This window comes from Bacillus sp. PS95, from assembly GCF_037963565.1.
Lineage (GTDB): Bacteria > Bacillota > Bacilli > Bacillales > Bacillaceae > Bacillus > Bacillus subtilis.
In genome coordinates, this window is sequence record NZ_CP150160.1 from 3,982,264 (window position 1) to 4,004,958 (window position 22,695).

Here is a 22,695-nt window from a genome sequence, read left to right on the forward strand (position 1 = left end):
AAATTGAAAGTAGTACGTACCTATTTCTTAAAGTGCTAGCTAATTAGAAATTATTTTAATTAATAATCTCCTTGCTCGCTCGTGTAGTTCTAGTTCTCGCTTTAGTGCAGGATAGTTTTCTAAAATTCCATTCATTTGAGAGTACCTTGGGTATAGTTCAAAAAAAGATTTTGATAATGAATCAAGTTGGCGTTTGGGCAGTTTTTTATCTGCTAAAACATAACTTAGACTTCCAACGATGAGCATAAAAAATTCATAAAAATCTTCCGCTGAACAAAATTCATTATAATCTTCCTCTAATTTCTCAATATCAGAAGGAAATGGACCTTCTAAATCTCTTTTAATTCTCTCAAGGGTGGAAATTAACTCATTATCTAAATTGTAACGCTTATACTTTTTAATTATTATCCCTCCCCAAATAATTTGTGTCTTACAAAACACTATCTTCTTTTTTTCCAACCGTTATGCCAAAATGTAATAATTTTACCACTTCTCGTATAATACCCTCCTCTTTTGCCATTCTTAATTTTATAGCCTTTTTTCCCGTTAGAAAGAACATGTTTTTGTCTTAAATGTTTATTAGATCTATAAAAAGCCCTAGCTGCATTAGTGTATCTTTTTTTACCGTAAGATCTCCCTTTCCAAACGACATGTTTTTTATGATGATAATTTAAAGAAGCCTTTGCACTCTTAAAAGTGCCTTTACTCCAATATCTAGTCGTAGTAGCCCATTTTCCTATCCTACTAGCAATTTTTAACCTTCCCCCACCAATAAAACCAAATGCTGCAGCTTTAGCAACTCCTCGCCAGCCCTTACCAGATTTATATGCTTTATAAGCATCATAAGCCGCAAATCCAGCATTAATGGCTAGCCACACCCAATGCCCGTCCGGATCAACATTCATCACCGGGTTATTATTTCCATAAGCATACCCATTCTGATCCAATGAGTCGCCGTCGCTGCCCGGGTCTGGGTCGAGCGATAGGAACACGCCGTTTCTTGGCTCGTAGTAGCGGGCCATGAGGTAGTACAGGCCGGTTTCTTCGTCGTATTGGTAGCCTGCGTAGCGGTAGCGGTTGTCTTTTACTTCGTCGCTTGCTTCGGTTTTTGTTGGATTTCCCCATGCGTCGTACTGATATTTGGCAACGGTTTTTCCAGTGCTGTCTGAGATCGCGATGATGTCGCCGTGTGCGTTGTAGTGATAGAAATATTTCTTACCATTTTCTGTGTAGGATAACAGCTGGCCGCTGTCTCCGTACGTGTATGATTTTGTGACGTTGTTGTCCGCGTCTGTTTCATACAAGACGTTCAAGCTGTCTCCGTCGTAGAAGTAGTTCGTGACTTTTCCGTTGACGGTTTTTTGGATTCTGTTTCCTTTTTCGTCATACTTATATGTTGTGAATGGCTTGTCTTCGCCTTTTTTGGTAACGGCGGTCAGGTTATCTTCTGCATCCCACGTATATGTGAATTTGCCGTCGGATGTGCGGTTGCCGTTTTTATCGTAAGAGATGCTTTCATCATTGACTTTTGTCAGCTGGTTCATGATGTTGAAGGAAGCGTTCACCGTTTTGCTTGAGCCGTCTTTTATAGTTGTAACGGTTTTCCGGTTTCCGAATCCATCATATGTGTATTCAATAACAGTACCGTCTTCATGGGTTTCTTTGACAAGCTGATTCAGCTTCCCATACTCATATTGCACCTTGCCGCTTGCTGAGCTGTTTATCGTTGTGCGGTTGCCGTTGGCGTCGTATTCATAGCTTTCTGTCAGAATGCTTCCGCCATTTTTGTCGCCGATATGCAGCGAGCTTACAAGGTTTCTTTCGTCATATGAAAAACTTGTTCCGCCGCCGTTGCCCGTAATAAAGGTTTGGACGTTTCCATTTTCATCATAATCAAATGAATAGGAAGATGTACTGTCTTTCATCTCAATCATTTGATCAAGTTTGTTATACGTAAATTGATTCGTTCCTTTTTGATCTCCATGGCTCCACGAGAAGGTTTTCAGCTTATCGGAGTCACTAGGATATGTCCAAGTTTGGCTGCCGCCGCGGTCAGTCAATTCGGTTAAACGGTTTTTGTTGTCAAATGTCCGTTTTTTTGTGGTGTTCTGCTCTTTATTGACGACCGACGTTTCATTTCCATTTTTGTCATACGTGAAATTGTACTTTTCTGTACCGTTATACGACTTTGATTTCACCCGGTCTGTTCCATCATAAGAAAGAGACACTTCGTTGCCATTTGGTGAAATGGTTTTGGTCAGGTTGCTGTTGGCATCATATTCGCTTGCTAACACATTGCCCAGAGGATCAGTTGTTTTGACAAGCTTGCCCATCACATCATATTCGTATTTATAGGTTTGATCTGCTCCCGCCCGGATGGTTTTGCTTACCTCATTGCCTTCCTTATCATAGCTGTGAAGGATAGACGTGCCGTTAGAGAGCGTCATGTTTGTCAATTGGTCTGCCTGATCATACGTATAGGTTGTTTTTTCACCTTTTGCATCTGTTTCAGACGTTTTCTTACCAGTTTCATCGTAATCAGTTGAAGTGGCGTAACCTAGTTCGTCCTCTTCCTTGGTCACATAGTTGCCATTACTGTCATACGTGCTTTTAGTCAGAAGGCTTCCTTCAATCAAACGGATATCATCAAACCAGACTGTGCCTGTCGCACTCTTTTGGAACAGAATACTAATATCTACTTTATTGATCGGCTTTGTTTTAGGGATGACGACAGCTGCCCGGTTCCATTCCTGTGTTCCAGAAGGGAATTTCGCATTGTAGACGCCTGTGCTGCCGTCAGCGTAAGTGACATTCGCCTGCAGAGAATAGTCTTTTTCATCTGTAAATTTGACGCTGCTTGCTTTCGACATTCCTGTCAGTGTGAGATAAACCGATTTGTCATTTGCGCTTTGCCCTAAGACAACGGTTTGTTTTGTTACTGATCCGGCTTGGGACGCACTGGTCCGGGCAGCTTTTAATGATACATCATCATTAAAGCCTTCTTCAGAATCAACGGATGCTCCGCTTACATTCCAGCTTTCCGTTGCTGAGGTGAAACTGCTGTTTTGAACTGGGTTATAGCTTGACGATACTTCGCCTTTTTCCAGCTGGACTTCATCAAACCATGCTTTTCCTTTGCCATCTTTATCTTTATGATCGACTTCCATATACACAACGGCTTTTCCTGCATTCGCTGGAGTCGTAAAAGTGATTTGCCGTTTTGTCCAGTCGTTTTTTCCGGCTAATGCACTGTATTCATTGTGAATCCATTGAATTCGTTTTTGATCTTTGTCTCGCAAATCAATGTTAAAGTAGGCTCTTGATTTCGCAAGATCTGTTTTGATTTTCCCGCTTAATGTATAGGTTGTATTCGGCTCCAGCTCAACTGTTTGTGTTGCTGACGAATACCCATGATCTGTTCCGGCAGACGTTGATTGGCTCAAGACTTCCAATGCCTTTGATCCGGAAAGAACCCCGCTTTTATCGGTGATAATTGAGATTTTGCCGCTGTCTTTAGAAGCAGTCAGATTCCAGCCGGATTTTTGCGCTTCAAAGCTTCCATCTTTCAAAATATTAGTTGAAGCTGATAAATCTTTGCTGGATTGAATCTGATTTCCGTATTTATCATAAACGGCTGCTGACGATGATTTTCCACTCTGATCGGTTTCGGATACAGCATCCAGTCCGTCATAAGCAATATCCGTGACATTGCCCTCGGTATCCTTCATTTTTGTGACATCGTTGTTTTTGTTGTATTCGTATGTCTCAGTTCCATATGCGTCTTTAACAGACGTAACGTTGCCATCTTTGTCATATTGATAGCTTTCCGTTGCTTTTCCGGTGCCGACGTCGTTTGGATCGACATCTTCTACAACATTGTTGCCTTCATACTTTGTATTCGTTGTAATTTTTAACCCTTCCGCATCATCAATGACCTGAATCGGATTTCCCGCTTCATTATAGCCGTACTGTACTTTCCGGCCATTCGGCTGTGTCATGAGAAGCGTCTTTTTATCAGCATCATAGCTATAGACATATGTTTCTTTCTTAGCGTTAATCGCTTTATCAAGACGGTGTCCATTATACTGATATTCGGTAAAGACAGGCTTTGCTTCGGTACTGTTGGCTGAATACTGTTTGACAAGGCGCCCTTCGCTATCGTAGTCATAGCTTGTGACAGTCCCGTCTGTATCTGTAACCTTCTTCAGCAAATCATTCTCATATGAGTAGGTGACTTTCTTATTCTTAGGTCCGGTGATGGACGTCACATGGCCGTTTTCATCATAGGTAAATGTAAGCTTGCGGCCTGATGCATCTGTAATGGCGGTCAGTTGATTTTTGTCATTGTAAGTATAGACAGTTGCATTGTTGTGGCCATCCACTACCTTTTGGAGTTTGCCGCCTTTTTTATTGAAATAAGCGTTGGTTTGATCCTTTGTTTTTAATATGAACTGATCAGTTGTTTCTGTTAATTCAAGATATACACCGGTCGGCGGCTGATAGGTGCCATCGGCTTTTTTCGTGAATCGATGTGTCGTAGCGTCTTCATCGATATACATTGCCCCGCCATCCGTTGAGATGACAGATGTTTCTGCATCAGCATACCAGCCTTGCCCAAATAAATGATCAGAGCTGTCAAGACTGTTGTAGGTTCTCGATAAGCCAAGTCCCGGACCACGTCCGTCAATTGACAAATCTTCTTCATTCACAATGACATTGCCTGTCGCACCATTTAACTGGCCGCTTGGGATATCAATGATAGACCAGTATTCTTCTGTCCCAAGGAATTCTGCTCCTTCATGGAACGTTGGGTTAAAGGGCGCTGTCGGAATCGTTTCACCATTCGCATCATAAGCGACAAGCGTGAAAGAATAATTCTTCTTCCCTTTGTAATTTCCATTTGCATTGTTATAGACAGGTGACGGATCGAGGGCTAATTCCCCGCCTTTTCCATCTGTATGAAGCTTATAGCTTCCGGCTTTGATTTCCTCAGAAGTCGGCCAAATGTTTTTATTTTGGGTTGTCCAATGATCCGCGTCACCCACATCAAAGGACTGATATTCCTTACCGTTGTAAATGTTAACTTTATAGCCTTTCGCATTTTGAACCTTTTCCCATATCAAATTCACATAACCCGTTTGACTCGATTTTGTATTTGTATACAAATAGCCAGTTACATTCTTTGGCCTAGCGATATCAGGAAGTGCCGGGTTAGCAGCCGGGGATGCAATGGCTTCGCCGTCTTTGTTGTATGCGATAATTTTAAACGAGTAATTTCTTTTGGCTCCATCTCCCCCGGCGTTTTTATAGGTTGGTCCGGGATTGATCGGCAGCTCTGCTCCGCTTCCGTCCTTTAGGTGAAGAGCATATTTTCCCGCCTTGATTTCTGCACTTGTCGGCCAGATCTTTTTCCCTTTTGTGGTCCAAGACGTCTGATTTCCGAGATCAAGTGTCTCAAAGCCTTTCCCATTGAACACCTGAACCTTATAGCCGGTTGCACCGGATACAGCTTTCCAAGAAAGGTCGAAGTATCCTGTGGCATTCCCATTATTGTAGCCCTTTGCTGACGGTGCTTGTGCTTTTCCTACATTAGGGATAACGGGCTTTGCCGGTGCGGACATCGCTCCTTCACCTTGGTCAAATATCGCACTGACGCCAATCCAATAGTTTTTGCTTGTGGCATAGCTTCCGCCGGAGTTCTTATAGACCGGGGATGGGTCTAATGCCAATTCAGCTCCATCCTTGCCGTCCAGATGCAGTTTATATCGCTTGGAGGCAATTTCTGCGCTCGTAGGCCAGATTTTTTTCCCTTTTGTGCTCCACGACGTGACGTTGCCTGTAGAGATCGCTTGATATTCTTTACCATTGTAAATCCATACCTTATACCCTTTCGCACCTTCAACCTTTTTCCAACTGATATCAAAATAACCAGTGGAATCACCATTGTGATAGGCTTTAATTGTAGGGGTGTTTCCCTTTGGTATGGTATACGTCACTTCAATATACGGTTTATTGGCGGAGTTCGCTGAAGAAATTAGTTTTTTCCAGTATTCCTTACCGTTTCCGTTTGTATGAAGCTTAAACCCATAGTTGGCCCCGCCGGAGTTCCATGACTTTACAGCAGCGGTCACATCATAACTCGCCCACTGTCCTTTATGGACGTCGGCTTTTCCGATATTTTTAGATGCCGGTTTGGTGTTCCATGTCATTTTTGCATTATCATAATTGCTGTTGACCGTATCCAGCCAAAGACCGGTTGCCTTTGTTCCATAATAGGAATGGGCTACGTATGTTTTTAATGTAGCTTTAGTGACAGTCATATTTTGAATTGGCTTTAGGTTGTTAAATTTCATGAACGCATAGTTTGTGCCTGTTGTTTTGTCATAATAGCCCGTTTTCAGTACATAGGCCTTTAAATTAGCATCCCATTTTTGTGAGGAGGCCGAATAGTTCGTCGTCGGGTAGGCACTCATGACAAACGTATCCGATGAAACAGATAAAGAAGTTGACGGGTCGATAGATACTGGATATACGCGTTCTGGGTCTTTCAGCCAGTTCTCGTCTGCCGTAAGATGAAGCAAATACCCTTCTTCATTCTTTTCTAGCTTATAGCTGACTTTGTCTGACCGTTCAACCTCGCCGGAAAGCTCATCTAGTTTTGAATCCGTCATAAAAGGTTTAGGCACAGAAAAAACAACTTTGCCTTTTTCATCAGAAAAATCAATGGATCCATCCTCTTGTTCTTTAGCCTGCAAATCGGTTTTTAACTGAAATGTAAATGTGTTGTATCCATCATACTGATGAAGGACTAAATCTTCTTTTATGTTTTCATTGAATGTGAAAGTCTGAAGATCAATATTCGGAAAAACATCCGGATACACAATCTCATTACTGTCAGTCTTATAATCTGCTGAGGTATCTTTCGGAGTAAGTGAAGTTTTATTCGGGCCTTTCGCTTCTACAAGTGAATATGTAACCTTATGGTCATTATGCTCAAAAGTCGCATAAAGCCCGTTCTTCATTTGCTTTTGAAAATCTGAATTCAAAATAGCGTTCTCTGTCTGGACTTGTTTGCTTGTCGACTCTTTTAACTCAGGAGAAATGTCTTCCCAGTCGGCATCAGGTGTTTCCTTTGTATGAATAGGATCAAGGTATACTTCCTGTTTATAGACACCGTCACCTTCATAATAGAGTTTTGTATTTTCTGTTCTTTCAGAGGTGATCTCACCCTCTTTGTTTATATCTTTTGGATCAAAAGGTACAGCTTCCTCAGATTGTTCTTTCTGAAGAGTTTCTTCTGGATCATCGGCAGCAATACGATTTCCATTCTCTTCTTCTGTGGTTTTTGCCAGTACATCGGCTGGCACTAATGAAATTATTAAAGCCAACACTAAAAATGCTGCAATGAACCTTTTAAAGTTTCGCCTCTTTCTTTTTTTCATTTTCTCTCTCCTTCTGTAATAAAAGTAATATTTACTCAATAATCTTAACTAGACTGAAATATTATTACAATATTTTTCTAGAAAATTTATCTTATTTTAAGGATTAGCGAGAGTCAATTGACCTAAAACAAAAAAAGGCCGCATAGGCCTTTTTACATTTTCCATTATTGCATTTGTTCAATATCCGTACCCTCAGCTGCCACATTCACCTTCCCCTGCCTCCTGACAAGCGTCAAGGCCATGCCCGCAAAGATCATTACGATGCCAAGCGTTTGATAGAGGTCAGGGCGGAAGCCTGTGAAGACGGTATCGAGCACGATTGCGACAGCGGGGTCGAGAAATACAATGATTGAAATAAATTTCGTTGATAAAAATCGCAAGCTGTCAAAAAACAACAAATATACAATACCCGTATGGATAATGCCGGTAGATACCACCATAATCCAGTTTCCCTGAGATAGGTCAGCAAAAGCGCCAAAGTGAATAAACGGAATCAAGATGATAACCCCTAAACCCGTCTGCAAGAAGGTGGTCGTGTAAGGACTGAGATTGTGAATGCCTTTTCCCAATAAAGTGGTGAACGCATAAAACAGTGCGGCGAGAACTGCCCATATGATCCCTGATCCCATCAGCTGTGTCAATGAAGTGCTGCCGTTAATCCCGGAAATCAGCGCAGTTCCCAGAAAGCAGATGATAATGGAGCTGACGGAGATCACATTTAATTTCTCTCTGTAGAAGAAGCTCCCCAGAAGAAGAACAAGCACCGGCGCTAGATGATAAACGGAGATGGCAATTGTAACGGACGTTTCTTCAAAAGACTTAAATAAAAACACCCAGTTGAATACAAGAAAGAAACCGCACGCCAATGTTTGCAGCACGTCTCTCTTGCTCCATTTTTCAGTTTTATACTGGCCGGACGCCAGCCAGCAAAGACCTAAAAACAGCGTTGCGCAAAGGCAGCGGACAAAGACCAATTCAAATGACGGCAGATTGGTATGCTCTGAGAAAAAGCCGATGGAGCCGAAAATCACCATAGAGATGACCATTTTGATTACGGCTGTTGATTTTTGTTTTGGTGTGATTGAGAGATCTTGCTGCATCAAGCGTATTCTACCTCCAGTACTCCTTCCTTAAAATTAAGAAATAATTTATAATTTTGATGATTTTATTTTAGTGTTATACTCATTTTTAGTATTAATTACTTTCATCCATTACCATTCAACCACATTATTTCAGTTATCAATTGAACTACACGGTGAAAATAATCCTGTTACTTTTGAAAGCACATAAGCTTTAAACTCTTTCCTTGAACTATACTTAAGCGAAGAAGATCATTTATTTGATTTGAAAGTATGGAACTACAATAAATAAAGAAGCCAATAAGACCAATGCAATTATTATAGCTGTATATATGCTTTTTATTAAAACGCCAAATAATATGAGTAATAAAGGCATTAATATAGTGAATACTCCGATTATCAGTAGTATTATTCCCATTCTTTTTGATAACTTATCCTTATCACCTAAAAAAGTGAAGGAATTGTAATTTATTATTAGAACTAATATTTTTTTTACTCCTATTAAATAGGCAAATAATAAACATAGAAGTCCGCCAATAATATAGTTTATCAATCTCTTTCACCCTTTATAACTGCTTCTAAAAATTGTTTTGAATCAAATCCTAACTCTGCGTCTGCTTGGTTTTTTATTTCTGTTTGATTGTCTAAAAAGATCTTATATTTTGAACTTATTTTATACAACATATTACTAAATTTACTACCTTCTTTTAGATGTGGAAGGTCTTTTCCTTTATTTGCTTGTGTAATAAAATTCTCTCTATACTCTCTATTTTCCTTCACACTTTTAACTAAATTTATTAATGTGTTTTTTTGTTGTTCAAATAATTCAGGATCTTTATTTATTATTTTATTAACAAAGTCATAATTGTTCTTCTTAAAATTCTCTAACTCATGCTCATTTTCCATAATTAATTTCATAATTGGATGATTATCATCTACCTCTTCAATATCATCAAGATAGTTAACCAAATTTAACCAATATGATTGTTTACTTTCGTTATCAATAGTAACTTCTAAAAAAGGCTCAAACATAGCAACAACGAATTCACCAAATTTACCTGGAAACATTCTTAAAATTTTGTCCATTATATATTCTTTCTTTTCCTGATCTTTCAAATGCAAAGTGTCTTCTAAAATTTTCACCTTATCACTAAAATCATCAATTTCATTTACATTCTGTATAAGAGTCTCTGTTAATAATTTTTGTTGCTCAAGCTGTTTTAAATTTTTATTAATTTCATTTAACTGTTCATTTAATAATTCTGGGAGCCTTCTTTCTCCTTTCAGAAGAGATTTAATCTCTTTTATAGGCAGGTGGAGCAATCGAAGAGAAGCAATTAGATTTAACTGGGAAATCACTTTTTCCGAATACTCTCTGTATTGATTTATGGGATTTTTATTAACTTCAATCAATCCTTCAGATTCATAGTACTTAATCGCTTTTTTAGTTAATCCAGTTAATTCAGATACTTGTTTTATATTCATGAAATTCACTCCTTAAAGATTTTTCCACTTTTATCTTAAAGGTATCCGTGAGGGATAGGTCAATAAAAAAAGGACCTTAACTAAAAATTAAGATCCTTTTAGAGTTTAATTTAGTCTTTCCACCATATTTTTAACAAGCATTTCATTCATCAAAGATGTCTTATCATTAGTCACAGTGGAGGCAACTACCACAGCTCCGGCCACAACAGCTACCCATATAGCGGCTACTGCTGTCCATGTAACAAATGTAACACAAGCTCCTTCGGCAGAGTCAACTTGAGTATTTTCAGAAATGTTCGGATCAATTTTCTTTAGAATTTTTCCACTTCTCGTAAGAAGTTCTTTTACTTCTTTTGGGTCTTTGTTTTCGTAAATAGCTTTCTCTAAGTTATTGAAGTAGTTTGGATCTACTTCCTTCATATCTGCGATTAACTTAAGTGCTTTTCTTTTTGATTCCTTTGTAGATAATTTTTCTAAATTCTCTTTACTCCAAACTTCCGGAAAAAGTTTTGCTACTTCTCCCTGACCAAAGGCTACTCCAGCATAAATTTCTTCACCAGAAAATTTATGGCTTTCGATAGCCTCCACAGAGTTAAAATTGCTTGTAATTGATGAAACTAACAGCACAAATAAAATGAATATTAAGTTTTTTCTGTTAATAACTTTCCCTTTCATTTTCCTTTTCCCCTTTCCGTTTAATAATTAAGAATCTTTTGTTTATCCCCCCTTTCAGATAAACTTCTTTTTAAGTTAAGTTGTTTCAACTTGAAAGGTTTATTTAGAGGTCTTAAATATAAAATTAAAATACTGCACATAATCATAGAAAAACTAATCAATCCAAACATAATGGCAAAAATGTCATGCATTAGTAATCCTATATAGAATAAAAAATTCCAACCTTTTTTGGGTGCCAGGATAGCTGCAAACAATAAGAACTGAATAAGCAATGTTCCCCAAGTAGCAACAACAACAAATTTACTAGTAATTATAAATTGAAATATATGAAGGATTACCTCTGGAAAACCCAACATTAAGTGTTGGGAATAGTAATAAACTGCTGTTCCATTAATCCAGTCTTCCTCACCTAACTTAGCTACAAAAGAATTAAAATATAAAATAGATACTTGTACTCTTATTGCAACAAAAGAGACTAACGCTATCATCCTAGCATAAAACTCTCCGTTGTTATCAATGTCATATACTTCATTATTATACCAATGCCATTTCCTAGAGTCCGTTAATGTTATTGGCAGGAGTAATAAGGTGAAAACCGCATTTACCTGTTCGCCACCATCAATTGTTAATGCAGAAACCTGTAAACTATAACAAATCCACCAATGAATAATCCCAGTAATTCTCGGACGCCAGCCAGTCGCTATAATTAGCAATAACAGCACACAAATCCAACGTACTATATTAAGATGAAGATAATCATTTGAAGTAAAGCAAAAAACACTTGGAATAGTTTTGGGGCAATAAGGATAAGTAGCTATTCCACTAGCTGGTCTAAAAAACACACTGGCATCATTAAAAATCAAAGTTAGCGCTGTTGCCAAAGCCATTAAACTTCTAGATATGCCATAAACGTTTGTCCAGGGATAGTTGCAATTAACCCACTCAAAAATCTTCTCATTCAATGTCTTAAAAACACTTTGTTTTAAGAACATGTAACTTCAACTCTCAATACTTTAGATTCTTTTGAAATATTACTTTCTCTCTTATTGCTCCATGCCCAAGGAATTAATGTTTCTCTGGACAAACCTAAATTTCCGCATAAGGATGCTTTAGGTGTTTTATTGTTTATAGTGACTACAGTATCAGTCTTTTTTAAACATGATATTGTTCCGTCTTTGCAATCTCCCCATTCTATTGATTTTGGAATCTGTTCGATTAAATATCCCAACTCAACACCTTGTGCTCTACCATGTCTATCTAATCCAAAAACGTTTTTAAAACTATTATTAGGCCAAGAAACTGCCTGTGTGTATGTTTTTGTTTCATAGACATTTATCATTTCTTCTCTAGGATTTTTGCTAAAAAAGCCCCACCCTTGTGGATACAATGTTTTCATAAGGCTTTGTTCTTCAATATTTGGAGACAACGGGTTTGTAGGTAGAACTGCAATGATCGACTTACCTATAAAAATTATCCATACAGCAGAGATAACTATTAACACTATGAAACTCTTACTTTTTAATGAACTATTATTCATATCAAATCTCCTGTATCGTTATTACTTACTATTATACATATATTTACATGGACAAAAAAGGTAAATTACTACTGTATTTACCTGGATATTAAATTAAAGTCTTTGTTACTAATTTACGATTACTCATTTTTAGATAATATATATAGAAAATTAAAAAAAGAGAGCTTATTAGCTCTCCTTAAATATCTTAACATTAACTTTTATAAATTCTTAAATTGTCTCATTGTAAATCGCTGAATTCTTTCGCGAAAATCTCAACAATTCCTAAGATACCTCAACTGAATTTTCAATCTGATTTTCTTTATTCTAATGAACAATTAAAACCGGGCATGTTGATAATTGAGACACTTTATGGCTGACGCTTCCAAGCATCATTTCTTTCAGGCCGCTGATCCCCCGGCTGCCAACTACGATCAGGCTGACGCCTTTCTCTTTTGCGTGATTTAGTATCTCATGCGCCGGCTCGCCGTTCGCGTAAATGGTTTCAGCTTGAACGCCTTTTTCGGCTGCTTTTTCTTTTGCATTCTCAAGGATTTTCAGGCCCTCTTTTTTAACCTCATTCCTGATTTCATCAATAAAGTGTTCAGGCACATAGACAATTCCCGTCAGAGAAGAAGTCGTAACGACGGCTTCTCTCCCCACATGAAGAATGCTTAGTTCCGCTTGCTGCTCTTTTGCCAAATGCACTGCGGCATCAAGCGCTTTTGCACTCATGTCTGATCCGTCAATTGCAACTAACATTTTGTTAAACATGCTCTTCCCGCCTTTCGGACTGTGGGTGGTTCATCTTTCTCTTTTATTGTCCGCCTGCATTTCGTTATTGTCAATTGAAGCGCATGATTTTTCGAAAAATTGTCAGAGACTCTCTCCGTTTGTGACGATAACCTGCTGATACCAGTTGAAGCTTTTTTTCTTGATGCGGTTAAATGTTCCATTTCCTTCATTGTCCCGGTCCACATAAATGAAGCCATAGCGTTTTTTCATTTCTGCAGTAGATGCGCTGACAAGGTCAATTGGCCCCCATGATGTGTATCCGATTAATTCAACGCCGTCCGCAATGGCTTCGCGCGCTTCAATTAAATGATCACGCAGATAGTTGATTCTATAATCGTCCTGAATCGTGCCGTCCTCTTCAACTTTGTCTACAGCGCCAAGACCGTTTTCAACGATGAACAGCGGCTTCTGATAACGGTCGTATAAGGTGTTGAGCGTGATGCGCAAGCCTTTCGGATCAATCTGCCAGCCCCATTCTGATGATTTGAGGTAAGGGTTTTTGACTCCGCCCAGCAGGTTGCCGCCTGATTTTGCAAGCTCTTCCGGATCAGTGCTCGCCGCCATCGACATGTAGTAGCTAAATCCAATATAATCCACCGTATGTTTTTTCAAGAGCTCTTCATCGCCTTCAGCCATTTCAATTTCGATATTGTTTTCTGCCAGATAGCGTTTCATATATCCTGGGTATGCGCCTCTTGCCTGAACATCTGAGAAGAAAAGTGTTTTGCGCTCATTCTCCATTGCCGCGAAGACATCCTCCGGCTTAGAAGTCATCGGATAGGTTGTCGTTGCTGCTATCATACAGCCGATTTTCGAATCAGGAATGATGTCGTGGCCCGCTTTGACAGCAAGAGCACTGGCCACAAATTGGTGGTGTGCTGCCTGGTACATCGCGTTTAATTTGTTTTCTCCTTCTTCAAAGACAAGACCGCCTCCGGTAAACGGCGCATGGAGCACCACGTTAATTTCATTAAACGTCATCCAATACTTCACTTTGTGTTGATAGCGTTTGAAAACCGTTTTGGCATAGCGTTCATAAAACTCTATGACTTTACGATTCTTCCAGCCGCCATAATTTTTCACTAAACCGAGCGGCATTTCATAATGAGAGATGGTTACGACAGGCTCAATATGATGCTTTAACAGCTCATCAAACAGATCATCATAAAATCTAAGGCCTTCTTCATTGGGCTCCTCTTCATCGCCATTCGGAAAAATTCTCGTCCACGCAATCGATGTGCGGAACGCCTTAAATCCCATTTCTGCAAATAAGGCGATATCCTCTTTATAACGATGATAAAAGTCAATCCCGTTGTGATACAGATTCAAGGAAGTCATTGATTCATCAAATGGAGACATGATCCCGTTCGGCGATACGTCAGCTGTCGAAAGCCCCTTGCCACCCTCGTTATAAGCTCCCTCCACTTGGTTGGCAGCAACTGCGCCGCCCCATAAAAATCCTTCTGGAAATCGTTTTGCGTTTGAACTCATATTGATCACCCCATCAGTTTTTTCAAGATAAAGCAAGCAGCGCTTCTCTTGTCTGCACTTTACCGATCTCTTTCACCGGCGAAAATGAATATTGGTCTGTGTTGGTCACGATCACCGGGGTAATGACGTCATATCCCGCGGCTTTGATTTGCTTCAGATCAAAGGACACGAGCAGATCTCCCGGTGCGACCTTGTCGCCTTCTTTGACGTGAGCCGTGAACCATTGTCCCTCCAGCTTCACCGTGTCCAATCCAATGTGTATGAGTATTTCAGCTCCCTGATCACTCGTAATGCCAATGGCATGTTTTGTTTTGAAAATGGTGGTAACGCTTCCACGAACAGGCGACACAACTTCTCCTTCTTCAGGCTCAATGGCAAATCCTTTTCCCATGACCCCAGCAGAAAACACTCCGTCTTTGACTTCACTTAAGGCTTTCACTTCTCCTTTAATCGGGCTGTGGATAATCTCTCTGCTGCCCGGCTGCTGGCTGCCGTCAGAAGGCACATCCTCGAATCCAAGCAAATACGCAGCTGCTGTTCCCGCCGCAAACGCAATCACAAGGCCGATCATCGCGTAAATAAACGTTGGGCCGATAAAGACAGGGATGCTCGGGAGACCTGCATTCCCCCCGACGATATAGGAAGCAACACCCGTCATGCCGTAAAACGCGCCACCGGCTGCACCGCCAATCAAAGCGGCCGCAAACGGCTTTTTCAATCGCATATTCACGCCATACATCGCAGGTTCTGTGATCCCCATCAGCGCCGTGATGCTTGTGGTAAGCGCGAGTGATTTAAATTTTTTGTTTCTGGAGCGAAGGAAGACGGCAAATGATGCTCCCGCCTGCCCCATATTCGCCAAAAACATAGCCGGCAGTAAATAATCGTGGCCGTTTTGAGCGATGTTGTTGATCATGATCGGCACAAAGGCATAGTGCATGCCCGTCATAATGATTAAAGAGAATGTACCCGCCAGCAAAATCATTGCCACAAGCCCTGCATGATCAAACAAATAATTGACCCCGGAAGACAAGTATTCTCCTAAAATAGCGCCAAGCGGACCGACTGTAATCAATGTCAGCGGCACGACAATCAATAGCGTGAATGTCGGAACCACAATCAATTTGAGAGATGCGTGTGTAAAACGGTCAATCCATTTTTCCACGTATGAAGCAATCCAAATCGACAGCAAAATCGGGATGACCGTTGACGAATAAGTGGCAGCGGTTACAGGAAGCCCGATAAAGGAAATCGGTTTCCCCGCACCGAGCAGGGCTGTCAAATCCGGATGCAGGATCGCCGCCGCAATGGCAGCCGCTACGTACGGGTTGCTTCCGAATTTTCTCGCCGCACTCATCGCTAGCAGGAGCGGCAGGAAGTAGAACGCGCCGTCACCGACAGCCGTCAAAATGACATGAACCTGGCTCTTCTCCGCCATCCAGCCAAACGTAACTGCCAGCGCAACAAGCCCTTTGATCATCCCCGCTCCCGCAATCGCAGGCAGAATCGGGGTAAACACACCAGAAATCACATCAAAGACCGCACTCAGCACATTCTTTTTCTGAGAGGATGAACCAACGCTCTTTTCATCACTGAGATTGCTGTGCCGCACAATCGCCTGATACACCTTCGGCACATCGTTTCCGATAATAATTTGAAACTGCTCGCCGCTGATATTGGTGCCCATCACCCCAGGCAGTTGCTCCAGCTGACTGCGATCCGCCTTCGAATTGTCATGAAGATTAAAACGCAGTCTTGTCATGCAGTGAATCACGCGCTGAACGTTGTCTTCACCGCCTACGAGTTGTAATATGTCCTTCGATAATTTATCATAATCCATGTGTATACCTCCTTTTTATGGGGGGACTGCTGGATGAAAGGTGGCCGCCTTTCACCAGCTTTTTTTGTATCAAATGCTGCATCACCTCCTAAAAGAGAATAAAAAAACCTAAATGACACAGATTGCGAGAGTCTCCTCCTGCACCTGCACCATTTAGGTTTTGCCTGCTTTCGCAGTAACAATCCTGACGGGTCGTTTTATTTGTTTGTAGGTATACTTTAGCACTAGATTTGAGGGATGTCAACGCTTTCATTTTTTGGTGTTGACTAAGGTGATTGCTCAATAAGGACTATTTTTTATAACGGTAAGCCATTTTGTATATTTTGTTTTTTCCTTACTAAAAAATCTTGAAACAAATTGCATAATCTATTTATATTTTTTTCATAGGAATGTAAATGCGAGTTACATCCGTTATTAAAAGGATGATAATGAATAAAACCCGCCATATCTTCAGGGTAATTCATATCTGCATAAACTTCCGCAAGCTTGCTCAAAAGTTCAATTCCATGATCACTATACTTTGATTTTACTTCAAGAAGAATAACATATCTCCATTTTCTTTTTTCAATAGCATAGAAACTATTTTCTTCAACTCGTAATATATTCAAAATGGCTTCTTCAATATCATCCTTGTCTCCCCAAGCCAGTTCTAGAATTTCTTCTCGTTGTACACCGGGATGGTTCATCAAATATTCAACAGCATAATTCATTACTTCAATTTTGTTTATCCACCCTTGCTTCAACCCAACGTAAAGAGTTTTCTAATCGTCATTTACATGATGTACTTTGAAAGTATTTAAAGCGATTTTTAATTTCTAACATCCTTGCTTTCATATATGTCATTAAACAAAAATAATTCCAAGTTGCTTTTTAAATATAACCTTTACCTTTGGTTCGTTATGAATATATATAAATAGATCAGAATTACATCTCTTTAATTGAGTAACATTTATAAACTTAGATTCAAAAACAAGCAACTCATTGAAGGTGAGACTTAGATTGCACTCCAAAGCGTATACATCCATAGTCAGAATCAGTTTAAAGCCTTTCATATCTTGGATAGAGTACATAAATATTTCTGCAAGGGGGTCACTCACCACGATTATTGGCTCGCTATCAAACAGTTCTAATAAATCATATTCATTGTAAGTAGTGAACATTTTTAAACTGCCCCTTAACTTTTTATTTGTTGTTGCTAGAAAAAGATGATAATTGTCAAAAACCTTGAAAGGTTTACTCTTCAAGGTTTTTCTTTATTATTATTTTAATGCCTGTTCTAATATGTTGATTTCATTATCTCCTACATCGTTTATAATGACACCACAAATATTGTCATCACAATCCAAACAAAATAATACGTGATTATTTTCTATAAGAGCTTCTATCTCATGAGCTGAAAATTGAATATAAACTGTCTTATCTGTTATATATACGTTTAATATTCCTTTTTCATCGATATACGTTTCATTCCGTTGTCGGTCTACGCTAAGAACAGGAACCCCTTTTATTGGTTCAATGTTTTCAATATTCCATTCTTTAGATTTATAAACACTTTCACACAGAGTTAATGTAATAGAACGAATTTCTCCTGTTTTTTGTGCAAATCCTATTTCAATTAATGATTTTTTAAAATCTCCGGTTCTCCAGTATACCGTTTTATCTTCTGATATATCCCAATTTCCAAATTCTATATTAATTGGTGTATAGACATCAAATTCTACTTTCATAGGCTTTTTATCTCTACATTCTAATGTTTTTAACATAATTTCAAATGACCTTCTAATAATAGTTTCAAACCCTATTCCCGGATGACTTTCTTGAATGGATTTTTTTCAACCCAATGGCTCTTAAACTGTACGTTCACGTATTAGAAACTTATTGATATCCGTCTAAATCATTTAATTTTTTTATAAGTATTCTTTTCCTAAATATATAAATACCTAAAGGGAACAAAAAGAAAAATACACCATATGAAAAACCAGCAATTACATATAACTCTATATCGTTAACTTGATTGGTATTTGCTAACCATATTGTCGTGATAGTTAGAACTATTCCTGCTAGGGGCAAAACAATCTGAATGATTAATAATGATTCATTTATTTTTCTCAATAAAAATTTCTCATCTATCTTCTTCACTCTCTACAATCACCTTATGTATTTCTTCAGCTATTATTTATGGCAGTGTCAATCAAGGTTTCCTTCATAATTTTTTCTGATTATGTCCAAGAACAAAGCCTTCTCATAAAAAAATTTAAGTTTCCATTTTTATAATCATTTTACTTTTTATATTTAAACAGCCTCCCTTAAAAATTCTATACTTATCCTGTCAACCTTCATCTCAACATTTTTCCCAATTAAATAAGGATATTCAGAAAAATACTCATCTTCATCAGTAAGAACGATTCCTGCATCAATTGAATCCTCTTGTAAAACCCCCCTAATATAATATTGATATCCTAAACCAATCCGTTCTAATTCTTTTGTTTTTTCTATACTTTCACGAATAACTAACTCATCCAAAATCGTAAAACCAACTAACACAGGATATTTTTTCCCCACTTCAATTTCATAAGGACAGACAGATGAAAAACCTGTGAATTCAACCCCTTCAATTTCGAGTATCACTTCCTCTTCTATATGTGGATCAAGTCCTTTAATAAGTGCTTTATATATCATAGGAGAACCTCTTTGATTTTTATTATATTGAATGCGTTAAAACCTTGAAGGGCATTGTTGTCAATAAAAGCTTCATTATTTGCTAAGACTCAAAAGCCGTTTTTACTGGAAATACACCCTCTTCTTTTACTAAACAAACTGCTAATCTATGTGCAGCTCGATCAAAATAAAATGTTGACGGGAAGTCTTTAATTTCTTCTAACTCTGAAAATTCCCTAATTATTTTATTTAATTTCATTTTGCCCATAGTATTTTCATGAGGCCCCAATTTGTAAACCACAGTTTCATTATCTTCATATTCTTTTAGTAATAAAATGTATACCGCCACTGTTTATTCCTCAATTAGTAAAATTCAATTCACTCCACTTTTCTTTTATCCAACCTATTCTTTCATCAGCTTCTTCTGCTGATAGAACGTCTCTTTTGTTTTTGTACTTAATACTTTCTTTTGCCCAGATTAAAATGATCTTGGTATATTCCACCGTCTCTATTGTGCATATACAATCTCCTTCATCTTCATCTGCGAAAATATCTTCAATCACTGTTTTATGTTTATCAGAACTAATTAAATTTAAATTCCCGCCACTTTCGAATATTGGTAATTCCCCAGACAATACTTTTAATAATTGTTCAATTTCTTCCTTTATGCTATCGAAATCACTAAATATATCAGATCCTAACGAATTACTAATAAGGTAACCATTTTTAAGTATTTTCTCTTTTTCCAAATCCAAAATGACTTCATCATAATCATCTATATATTCAATTGCATATTTATATCTGAGCAATATACTATCTCCGTTATTTCTTATTCACCGGTAGATGGTGTGAGGTAACGCAAGCAATATAATGAGTATTTCCCAATCATAATTAATTAGAAATTATTTTCCTCTCAGTTTCCAAAAATTCTTTCAGTAGTTCTTTTACTGTATATTTCAAATCAGAAGGATAATAGAAAACAGGCGATACAGTTCTAAAAAAATTGTTCATATGTTCAGTTGTGTTAAACATATAAACAATGTTTTCAATGTCGCTAAACATACTATCATCAGAAGAATTATTATATATTCTTCAAAACAGTGTATAACCACTTATGATACTCTCTATTCAAGACTTCAGAACGGCTATTAGAGACTATGTGGTCTAATAATGCATCTGCTCTTTCTTCAGTTTGTTCCCACGCCAATTCAAAGATATTCTCATCTTTAATATTAGGATTATTCACTAGATAATTAACCGCATAATTTGTTACTTCTTGTGAAGAAATTAACTTAAACTGCCTACTAATAAACAATGTAATCCAGTTACATTCAAATTCGTTTTTCTTGATTATCTCAACTGTATACACCATCTATCTCTTCCATGTGGTTATTTTACCTGAGTCTTTAAAATTATAAGCTGATCCTGCAATAGGAAAAGCTTATTCCACTTCACACCACTGTGTGAGAATAAGCTTTAAAAAGTTATCATTGACTTTTAAGCATTGTTGTATAAACAATTCTATAACAAATTATTAAGAATGAACCTTCTCAAGGAAGTCTTCAAGTATTTTCTTTACTGGGGCACTTGCTTTTGGCAACTTATCATTTATTCTCTGAAGTATGGATGGATCGTTCAATATCATTTGTTTACTCTCGGGAGTCACAAAGCTTCTTAGAGAATCTATGCATACCTCAAATAGCTCTTCATTATCAATACTAAGTAGTGATAGTAATATTGAAAATTCATGTGAACTTCCGTTATTATCCATACAGTATGCCAGTTTTTTTTGCCATTCCAAAGGTTTAGTAAGTGCTTCGTTTTTTAATTTTCCCCAATCATCTGCTCTAAAGTCTGACAATATATCACTTGCAATTATACAACCATCATCGTACCATGAGTCCTCAGTTGTTTCAGCAGATAAAAGATTATCTAATTCTCTATACATTTTTTATCACCTTTCAATTTACATCTCAAAAACCTGATGGACGAGGCGCATTTACCTTTCCTGTTGGGTAACCACTAGTTACCTCGTCACCATTTTTGATAACATCTATTTCCACTCCATTTTTTGATGCTCTATGCCAAGTTGATCTATCCCTCAACCTTGTAGATATAGGTGGTGTATTTCCAACCTCTATAATACTCTTAAGAATCTGATCATCATTCCACGATTCCGGAAATAATGTACTCTTTTTAATTTTAGAAATATTACCATCTACAAATTGCTTAGTAAACATAACACTTTTCGTCCCATCTGCATTAGTAGATAGTACTTCCACTGCGAAATTATCATTAGCGTTGTTTATACTTGAGGAATGTCCACCTATTAAAATATTTTTTGGAACTTTACGTTGTCCTTCCAATATTTTCGCTTCCATATCTGAGCTAATAACCGTCTTTGAAGATACCAATTTCTTACCTTCACTCGCACCCTTTGAAGCAACCTTATTAACCTCACCCTTACTTTCCTTCTCCGCAACATGTTTAGCCACATCTGTGACAACACGCTTCCCGCCTCGGACCGCCAATTTTTTAACAGCACCCTGAGGGCTTACCCACTCAATAAATTCATACTGCGTTCCAGCCAAAAATGAATCCAGTGGCTTAGCTCCGCCTACTTTATCCTCTGGAATGTAAGACACTTCTTCTAGCCGCTTTTTCCCTCCAGCGTAGAGTTCTCTCACAATTTGGCCGTTTTCATATACATAATATTTGCCGCCGACGTAGTCGATGCTTGCAGTATCACGAGTTAGTTCGTCAATCACTTCTATCGTATCTATCTTTTTTAATCCTTTATGATTATATAGTTTATCATTTACCACCCGTATGTCTCCATAGACTTTCAGGTGGGCTGCTGCTTCTTTCTGTAATACCGTTAAGTTACTATCATCAGCATGAATCTCGCGCTCGATCTTCTGTTGTTTGTCATCCATCATCACAGAATCAACGTTTGATTGCTTATGTTTCTCCAGTTTCTTCAGCATCATCTCCATCGGTGAATCATCCGACTGCTTCATTTGCGGGTTAATCGCGCCGAAGGTTTGGTTGATGTTTTCTTCTTCCTGTGATTTCAGGATGGAGCCGCTTTTGTAGCCTGTGATTTCAATTTTCGGATCGGTGTACATGGTTTCGAGCTGGTCTATATATTTTTTCATCGTTTGAAAATCTGATTTTGCGGTTTCTAGTGCTTGGGTTTGCTGGCCGTCAAATTGAAAGAGCTTATGCAGGGTGTCTGTAATCAGCCGCTCAGCCTGTTCTGTTTCCATCCGAAAAAAGGAATCATTGACTGTCGGCAGGCTGACGATGTGATCTATGGCCGACGTCTGGCGATTGACTGCATCAGTGAGCTGCTCTGTCACTTCTCGTGCATGCTTGACCCCATGTCTCGCATCGTGTGAGAGAAAAGCCTCTGCAATCATGCCGTGAGAGTCAGATTCTACAGAGGAAATCGCATGCTGTGTTTGTTTCAGCACTTTTTTGTATTCGTCGATAAACATGCCAAAGAAAAGGAGAAAAGGCTTGTGGCACTCCTCGTAAAAGGTCCGGATGGCATCTCCGCCTTTTCCCTTTAGCGCATCCTTCATGCCTGCCAGATGCTCAACGCTTTTTTCCAGCTTCTCCAGCTGTTGTTTTTGCTTGTCCAGTTTCTCAATCGTATGCTGAATGCCCTCGTGAAGAGCGTGGACATCTAATGTTTTCAATCCCTTGTCC

General features: G+C 38.6%; 19 protein-coding genes and 1 pseudogene. All 20 read right to left on the bottom strand.

The window, feature by feature from the left end; all coding sequences use genetic code 11:
* Positions 1-39: 39 nt before the first annotated feature.
* Positions 40-459, bottom strand: a complete 420-nt coding sequence (locus NSQ12_RS20710) for a YxiJ family protein (RefSeq protein WP_214287113.1) — start codon at positions 457-459, stop codon at positions 40-42.
* Entirely contained in the window at positions 441-7,442 is a 7,002-nt protein-coding gene (wapA, locus tag NSQ12_RS20715) for a tRNA nuclease WapA (protein WP_128471942.1), read from the bottom strand. The genes NSQ12_RS20710 and wapA overlap by 19 nt, the downstream gene beginning before the upstream one ends.
* A 164-nt stretch (positions 7,443-7,606) precedes the next feature.
* Positions 7,607-8,542: a DMT family transporter gene (locus NSQ12_RS20720; protein WP_038428163.1), complete on the bottom strand. Its 936-nt coding sequence runs from the start codon at positions 8,540-8,542 to the stop codon at positions 7,607-7,609.
* Positions 8,543-9,070: 528 nt separating this feature from the next.
* On the bottom strand, positions 9,071-10,006 hold the full coding sequence (locus tag NSQ12_RS20725) for a MerR family transcriptional regulator (protein WP_033882831.1): 936 nt from the start codon (positions 10,004-10,006) through the stop codon (positions 9,071-9,073).
* Between the two features lie 105 nt (positions 10,007-10,111).
* Complete coding sequence (locus tag NSQ12_RS20730) at positions 10,112-10,681, bottom strand: sporulation delaying protein family toxin (RefSeq protein ID WP_033882829.1); 570 nt, start codon at positions 10,679-10,681, stop codon at positions 10,112-10,114.
* Between the two features lie 20 nt (positions 10,682-10,701).
* A complete protein-coding gene (locus NSQ12_RS20735; protein ID WP_033882827.1) occupies positions 10,702-11,673 on the bottom strand; it encodes a sporulation-delaying protein SdpB family protein in 972 nt (323 codons plus the stop codon).
* The gene (locus NSQ12_RS20740; RefSeq protein WP_051632896.1) at positions 11,664-12,218 is read right to left on the bottom strand and encodes an SdpA family antimicrobial peptide system protein; all 555 of its coding nucleotides are present in this window, start codon (positions 12,216-12,218) and stop codon (positions 11,664-11,666) included. Before NSQ12_RS20740 ends, NSQ12_RS20735 begins: the two co-directional genes overlap by 10 nt.
* Before the next feature lie 306 nt (positions 12,219-12,524).
* Positions 12,525-12,971 (bottom strand): universal stress protein, encoded by a 447-nt coding sequence (locus NSQ12_RS20745; RefSeq protein WP_038428044.1) that lies wholly within the window; start codon positions 12,969-12,971, stop codon positions 12,525-12,527.
* A 102-nt stretch (positions 12,972-13,073) separates the two neighbouring features.
* Positions 13,074-14,483: an aryl-phospho-beta-d-glucosidase gene (bglH, locus tag NSQ12_RS20750; RefSeq protein ID WP_038428164.1), complete on the bottom strand. Its 1,410-nt coding sequence runs from the start codon at positions 14,481-14,483 to the stop codon at positions 13,074-13,076.
* 22 nt (positions 14,484-14,505) lie between these two features.
* Complete coding sequence (gene bglP / locus NSQ12_RS20755) at positions 14,506-16,323, bottom strand: PTS beta-glucoside transporter subunit IIABC (RefSeq protein WP_339175542.1); 1,818 nt, start codon at positions 16,321-16,323, stop codon at positions 14,506-14,508.
* A gap of 296 nt (positions 16,324-16,619) precedes the next feature.
* Positions 16,620-17,072 (bottom strand): annotated as a pseudogene (locus tag NSQ12_RS20760) (DUF2247 family protein); the annotation flags it as partial.
* A 93-nt stretch (positions 17,073-17,165) separates the two neighbouring features.
* The gene (locus tag NSQ12_RS20765) at positions 17,166-17,483 is read right to left on the bottom strand and encodes a hypothetical protein (RefSeq protein WP_256683096.1); all 318 of its coding nucleotides are present in this window, start codon (positions 17,481-17,483) and stop codon (positions 17,166-17,168) included.
* A 99-nt stretch (positions 17,484-17,582) separates the two neighbouring features.
* Positions 17,583-18,086, bottom strand: a complete 504-nt coding sequence (locus NSQ12_RS20770) for a hypothetical protein (RefSeq protein ID WP_041521459.1) — start codon at positions 18,084-18,086, stop codon at positions 17,583-17,585.
* 112 nt (positions 18,087-18,198) lie between these two features.
* The gene (locus NSQ12_RS20775) at positions 18,199-18,462 is read right to left on the bottom strand and encodes a hypothetical protein (protein WP_014665973.1); all 264 of its coding nucleotides are present in this window, start codon (positions 18,460-18,462) and stop codon (positions 18,199-18,201) included.
* 153 nt (positions 18,463-18,615) lie between these two features.
* The gene (locus NSQ12_RS20780; protein ID WP_212060110.1) at positions 18,616-19,002 is read right to left on the bottom strand and encodes a hypothetical protein; all 387 of its coding nucleotides are present in this window, start codon (positions 19,000-19,002) and stop codon (positions 18,616-18,618) included.
* 82 nt (positions 19,003-19,084) lie between these two features.
* The gene (locus NSQ12_RS20785) at positions 19,085-19,330 is read right to left on the bottom strand and encodes a hypothetical protein (protein WP_130573038.1); all 246 of its coding nucleotides are present in this window, start codon (positions 19,328-19,330) and stop codon (positions 19,085-19,087) included.
* Positions 19,331-19,340: 10 nt separating this feature from the next.
* Positions 19,341-19,790: a hypothetical protein gene (locus NSQ12_RS20790; RefSeq protein ID WP_212060112.1), complete on the bottom strand. Its 450-nt coding sequence runs from the start codon at positions 19,788-19,790 to the stop codon at positions 19,341-19,343.
* Positions 19,791-20,062: 272 nt separating this feature from the next.
* The gene (locus NSQ12_RS20795; protein ID WP_224588581.1) at positions 20,063-20,353 is read right to left on the bottom strand and encodes a DUF2247 family protein; all 291 of its coding nucleotides are present in this window, start codon (positions 20,351-20,353) and stop codon (positions 20,063-20,065) included.
* A 162-nt stretch (positions 20,354-20,515) separates the two neighbouring features.
* Positions 20,516-20,929, bottom strand: a complete 414-nt coding sequence (locus tag NSQ12_RS20800) for a hypothetical protein (protein WP_015483915.1) — start codon at positions 20,927-20,929, stop codon at positions 20,516-20,518.
* Between the two features lie 25 nt (positions 20,930-20,954).
* On the bottom strand, positions 20,955-22,685 hold the full coding sequence (locus tag NSQ12_RS20805) for a T7SS effector LXG polymorphic toxin (RefSeq protein WP_256683099.1): 1,731 nt from the start codon (positions 22,683-22,685) through the stop codon (positions 20,955-20,957).
* Positions 22,686-22,695: the final 10 nt, after the last annotated feature.

Coding starts and splice junctions, on each gene's coding strand:
- wapA (WP_128471942.1), bottom strand. CDS start 7,442: ATGAAAAAAAGAAAGAGGCGAAACTTTAAAAGGTTCATTGCAGCATTT.
- NSQ12_RS20720 (WP_038428163.1), bottom strand. CDS start 8,542: ATGCAGCAAGATCTCTCAATCACACCAAAACAAAAATCAACAGCCGTA.
- NSQ12_RS20725 (WP_033882831.1), bottom strand. CDS start 10,006: ATGAATATAAAACAAGTATCTGAATTAACTGGATTAACTAAAAAAGCG.
- NSQ12_RS20730 (WP_033882829.1), bottom strand. CDS start 10,681: ATGAAAGGGAAAGTTATTAACAGAAAAAACTTAATATTCATTTTATTT.
- NSQ12_RS20735 (WP_033882827.1), bottom strand. CDS start 11,673: ATGTTCTTAAAACAAAGTGTTTTTAAGACATTGAATGAGAAGATTTTT.
- NSQ12_RS20740 (WP_051632896.1), bottom strand. CDS start 12,218: ATGAATAATAGTTCATTAAAAAGTAAGAGTTTCATAGTGTTAATAGTT.
- NSQ12_RS20745 (WP_038428044.1), bottom strand. CDS start 12,971: ATGTTTAACAAAATGTTAGTTGCAATTGACGGATCAGACATGAGTGCA.
- bglH (WP_038428164.1), bottom strand. CDS start 14,483: ATGAGTTCAAACGCAAAACGATTTCCAGAAGGATTTTTATGGGGCGGC.
- bglP (WP_339175542.1), bottom strand. CDS start 16,323: ATGGATTATGATAAATTATCGAAGGACATATTACAACTCGTAGGCGGT.
- NSQ12_RS20765 (WP_256683096.1), bottom strand. CDS start 17,483: ATGTTCACTACTTACAATGAATATGATTTATTAGAACTGTTTGATAGC.
- NSQ12_RS20770 (WP_041521459.1), bottom strand. CDS start 18,086: ATGTTAAAAACATTAGAATGTAGAGATAAAAAGCCTATGAAAGTAGAA.
- NSQ12_RS20780 (WP_212060110.1), bottom strand. CDS start 19,002: ATGATATATAAAGCACTTATTAAAGGACTTGATCCACATATAGAAGAG.
- NSQ12_RS20795 (WP_224588581.1), bottom strand. CDS start 20,353: ATGGTGTATACAGTTGAGATAATCAAGAAAAACGAATTTGAATGTAAC.
- NSQ12_RS20800 (WP_015483915.1), bottom strand. CDS start 20,929: ATGTATAGAGAATTAGATAATCTTTTATCTGCTGAAACAACTGAGGAC.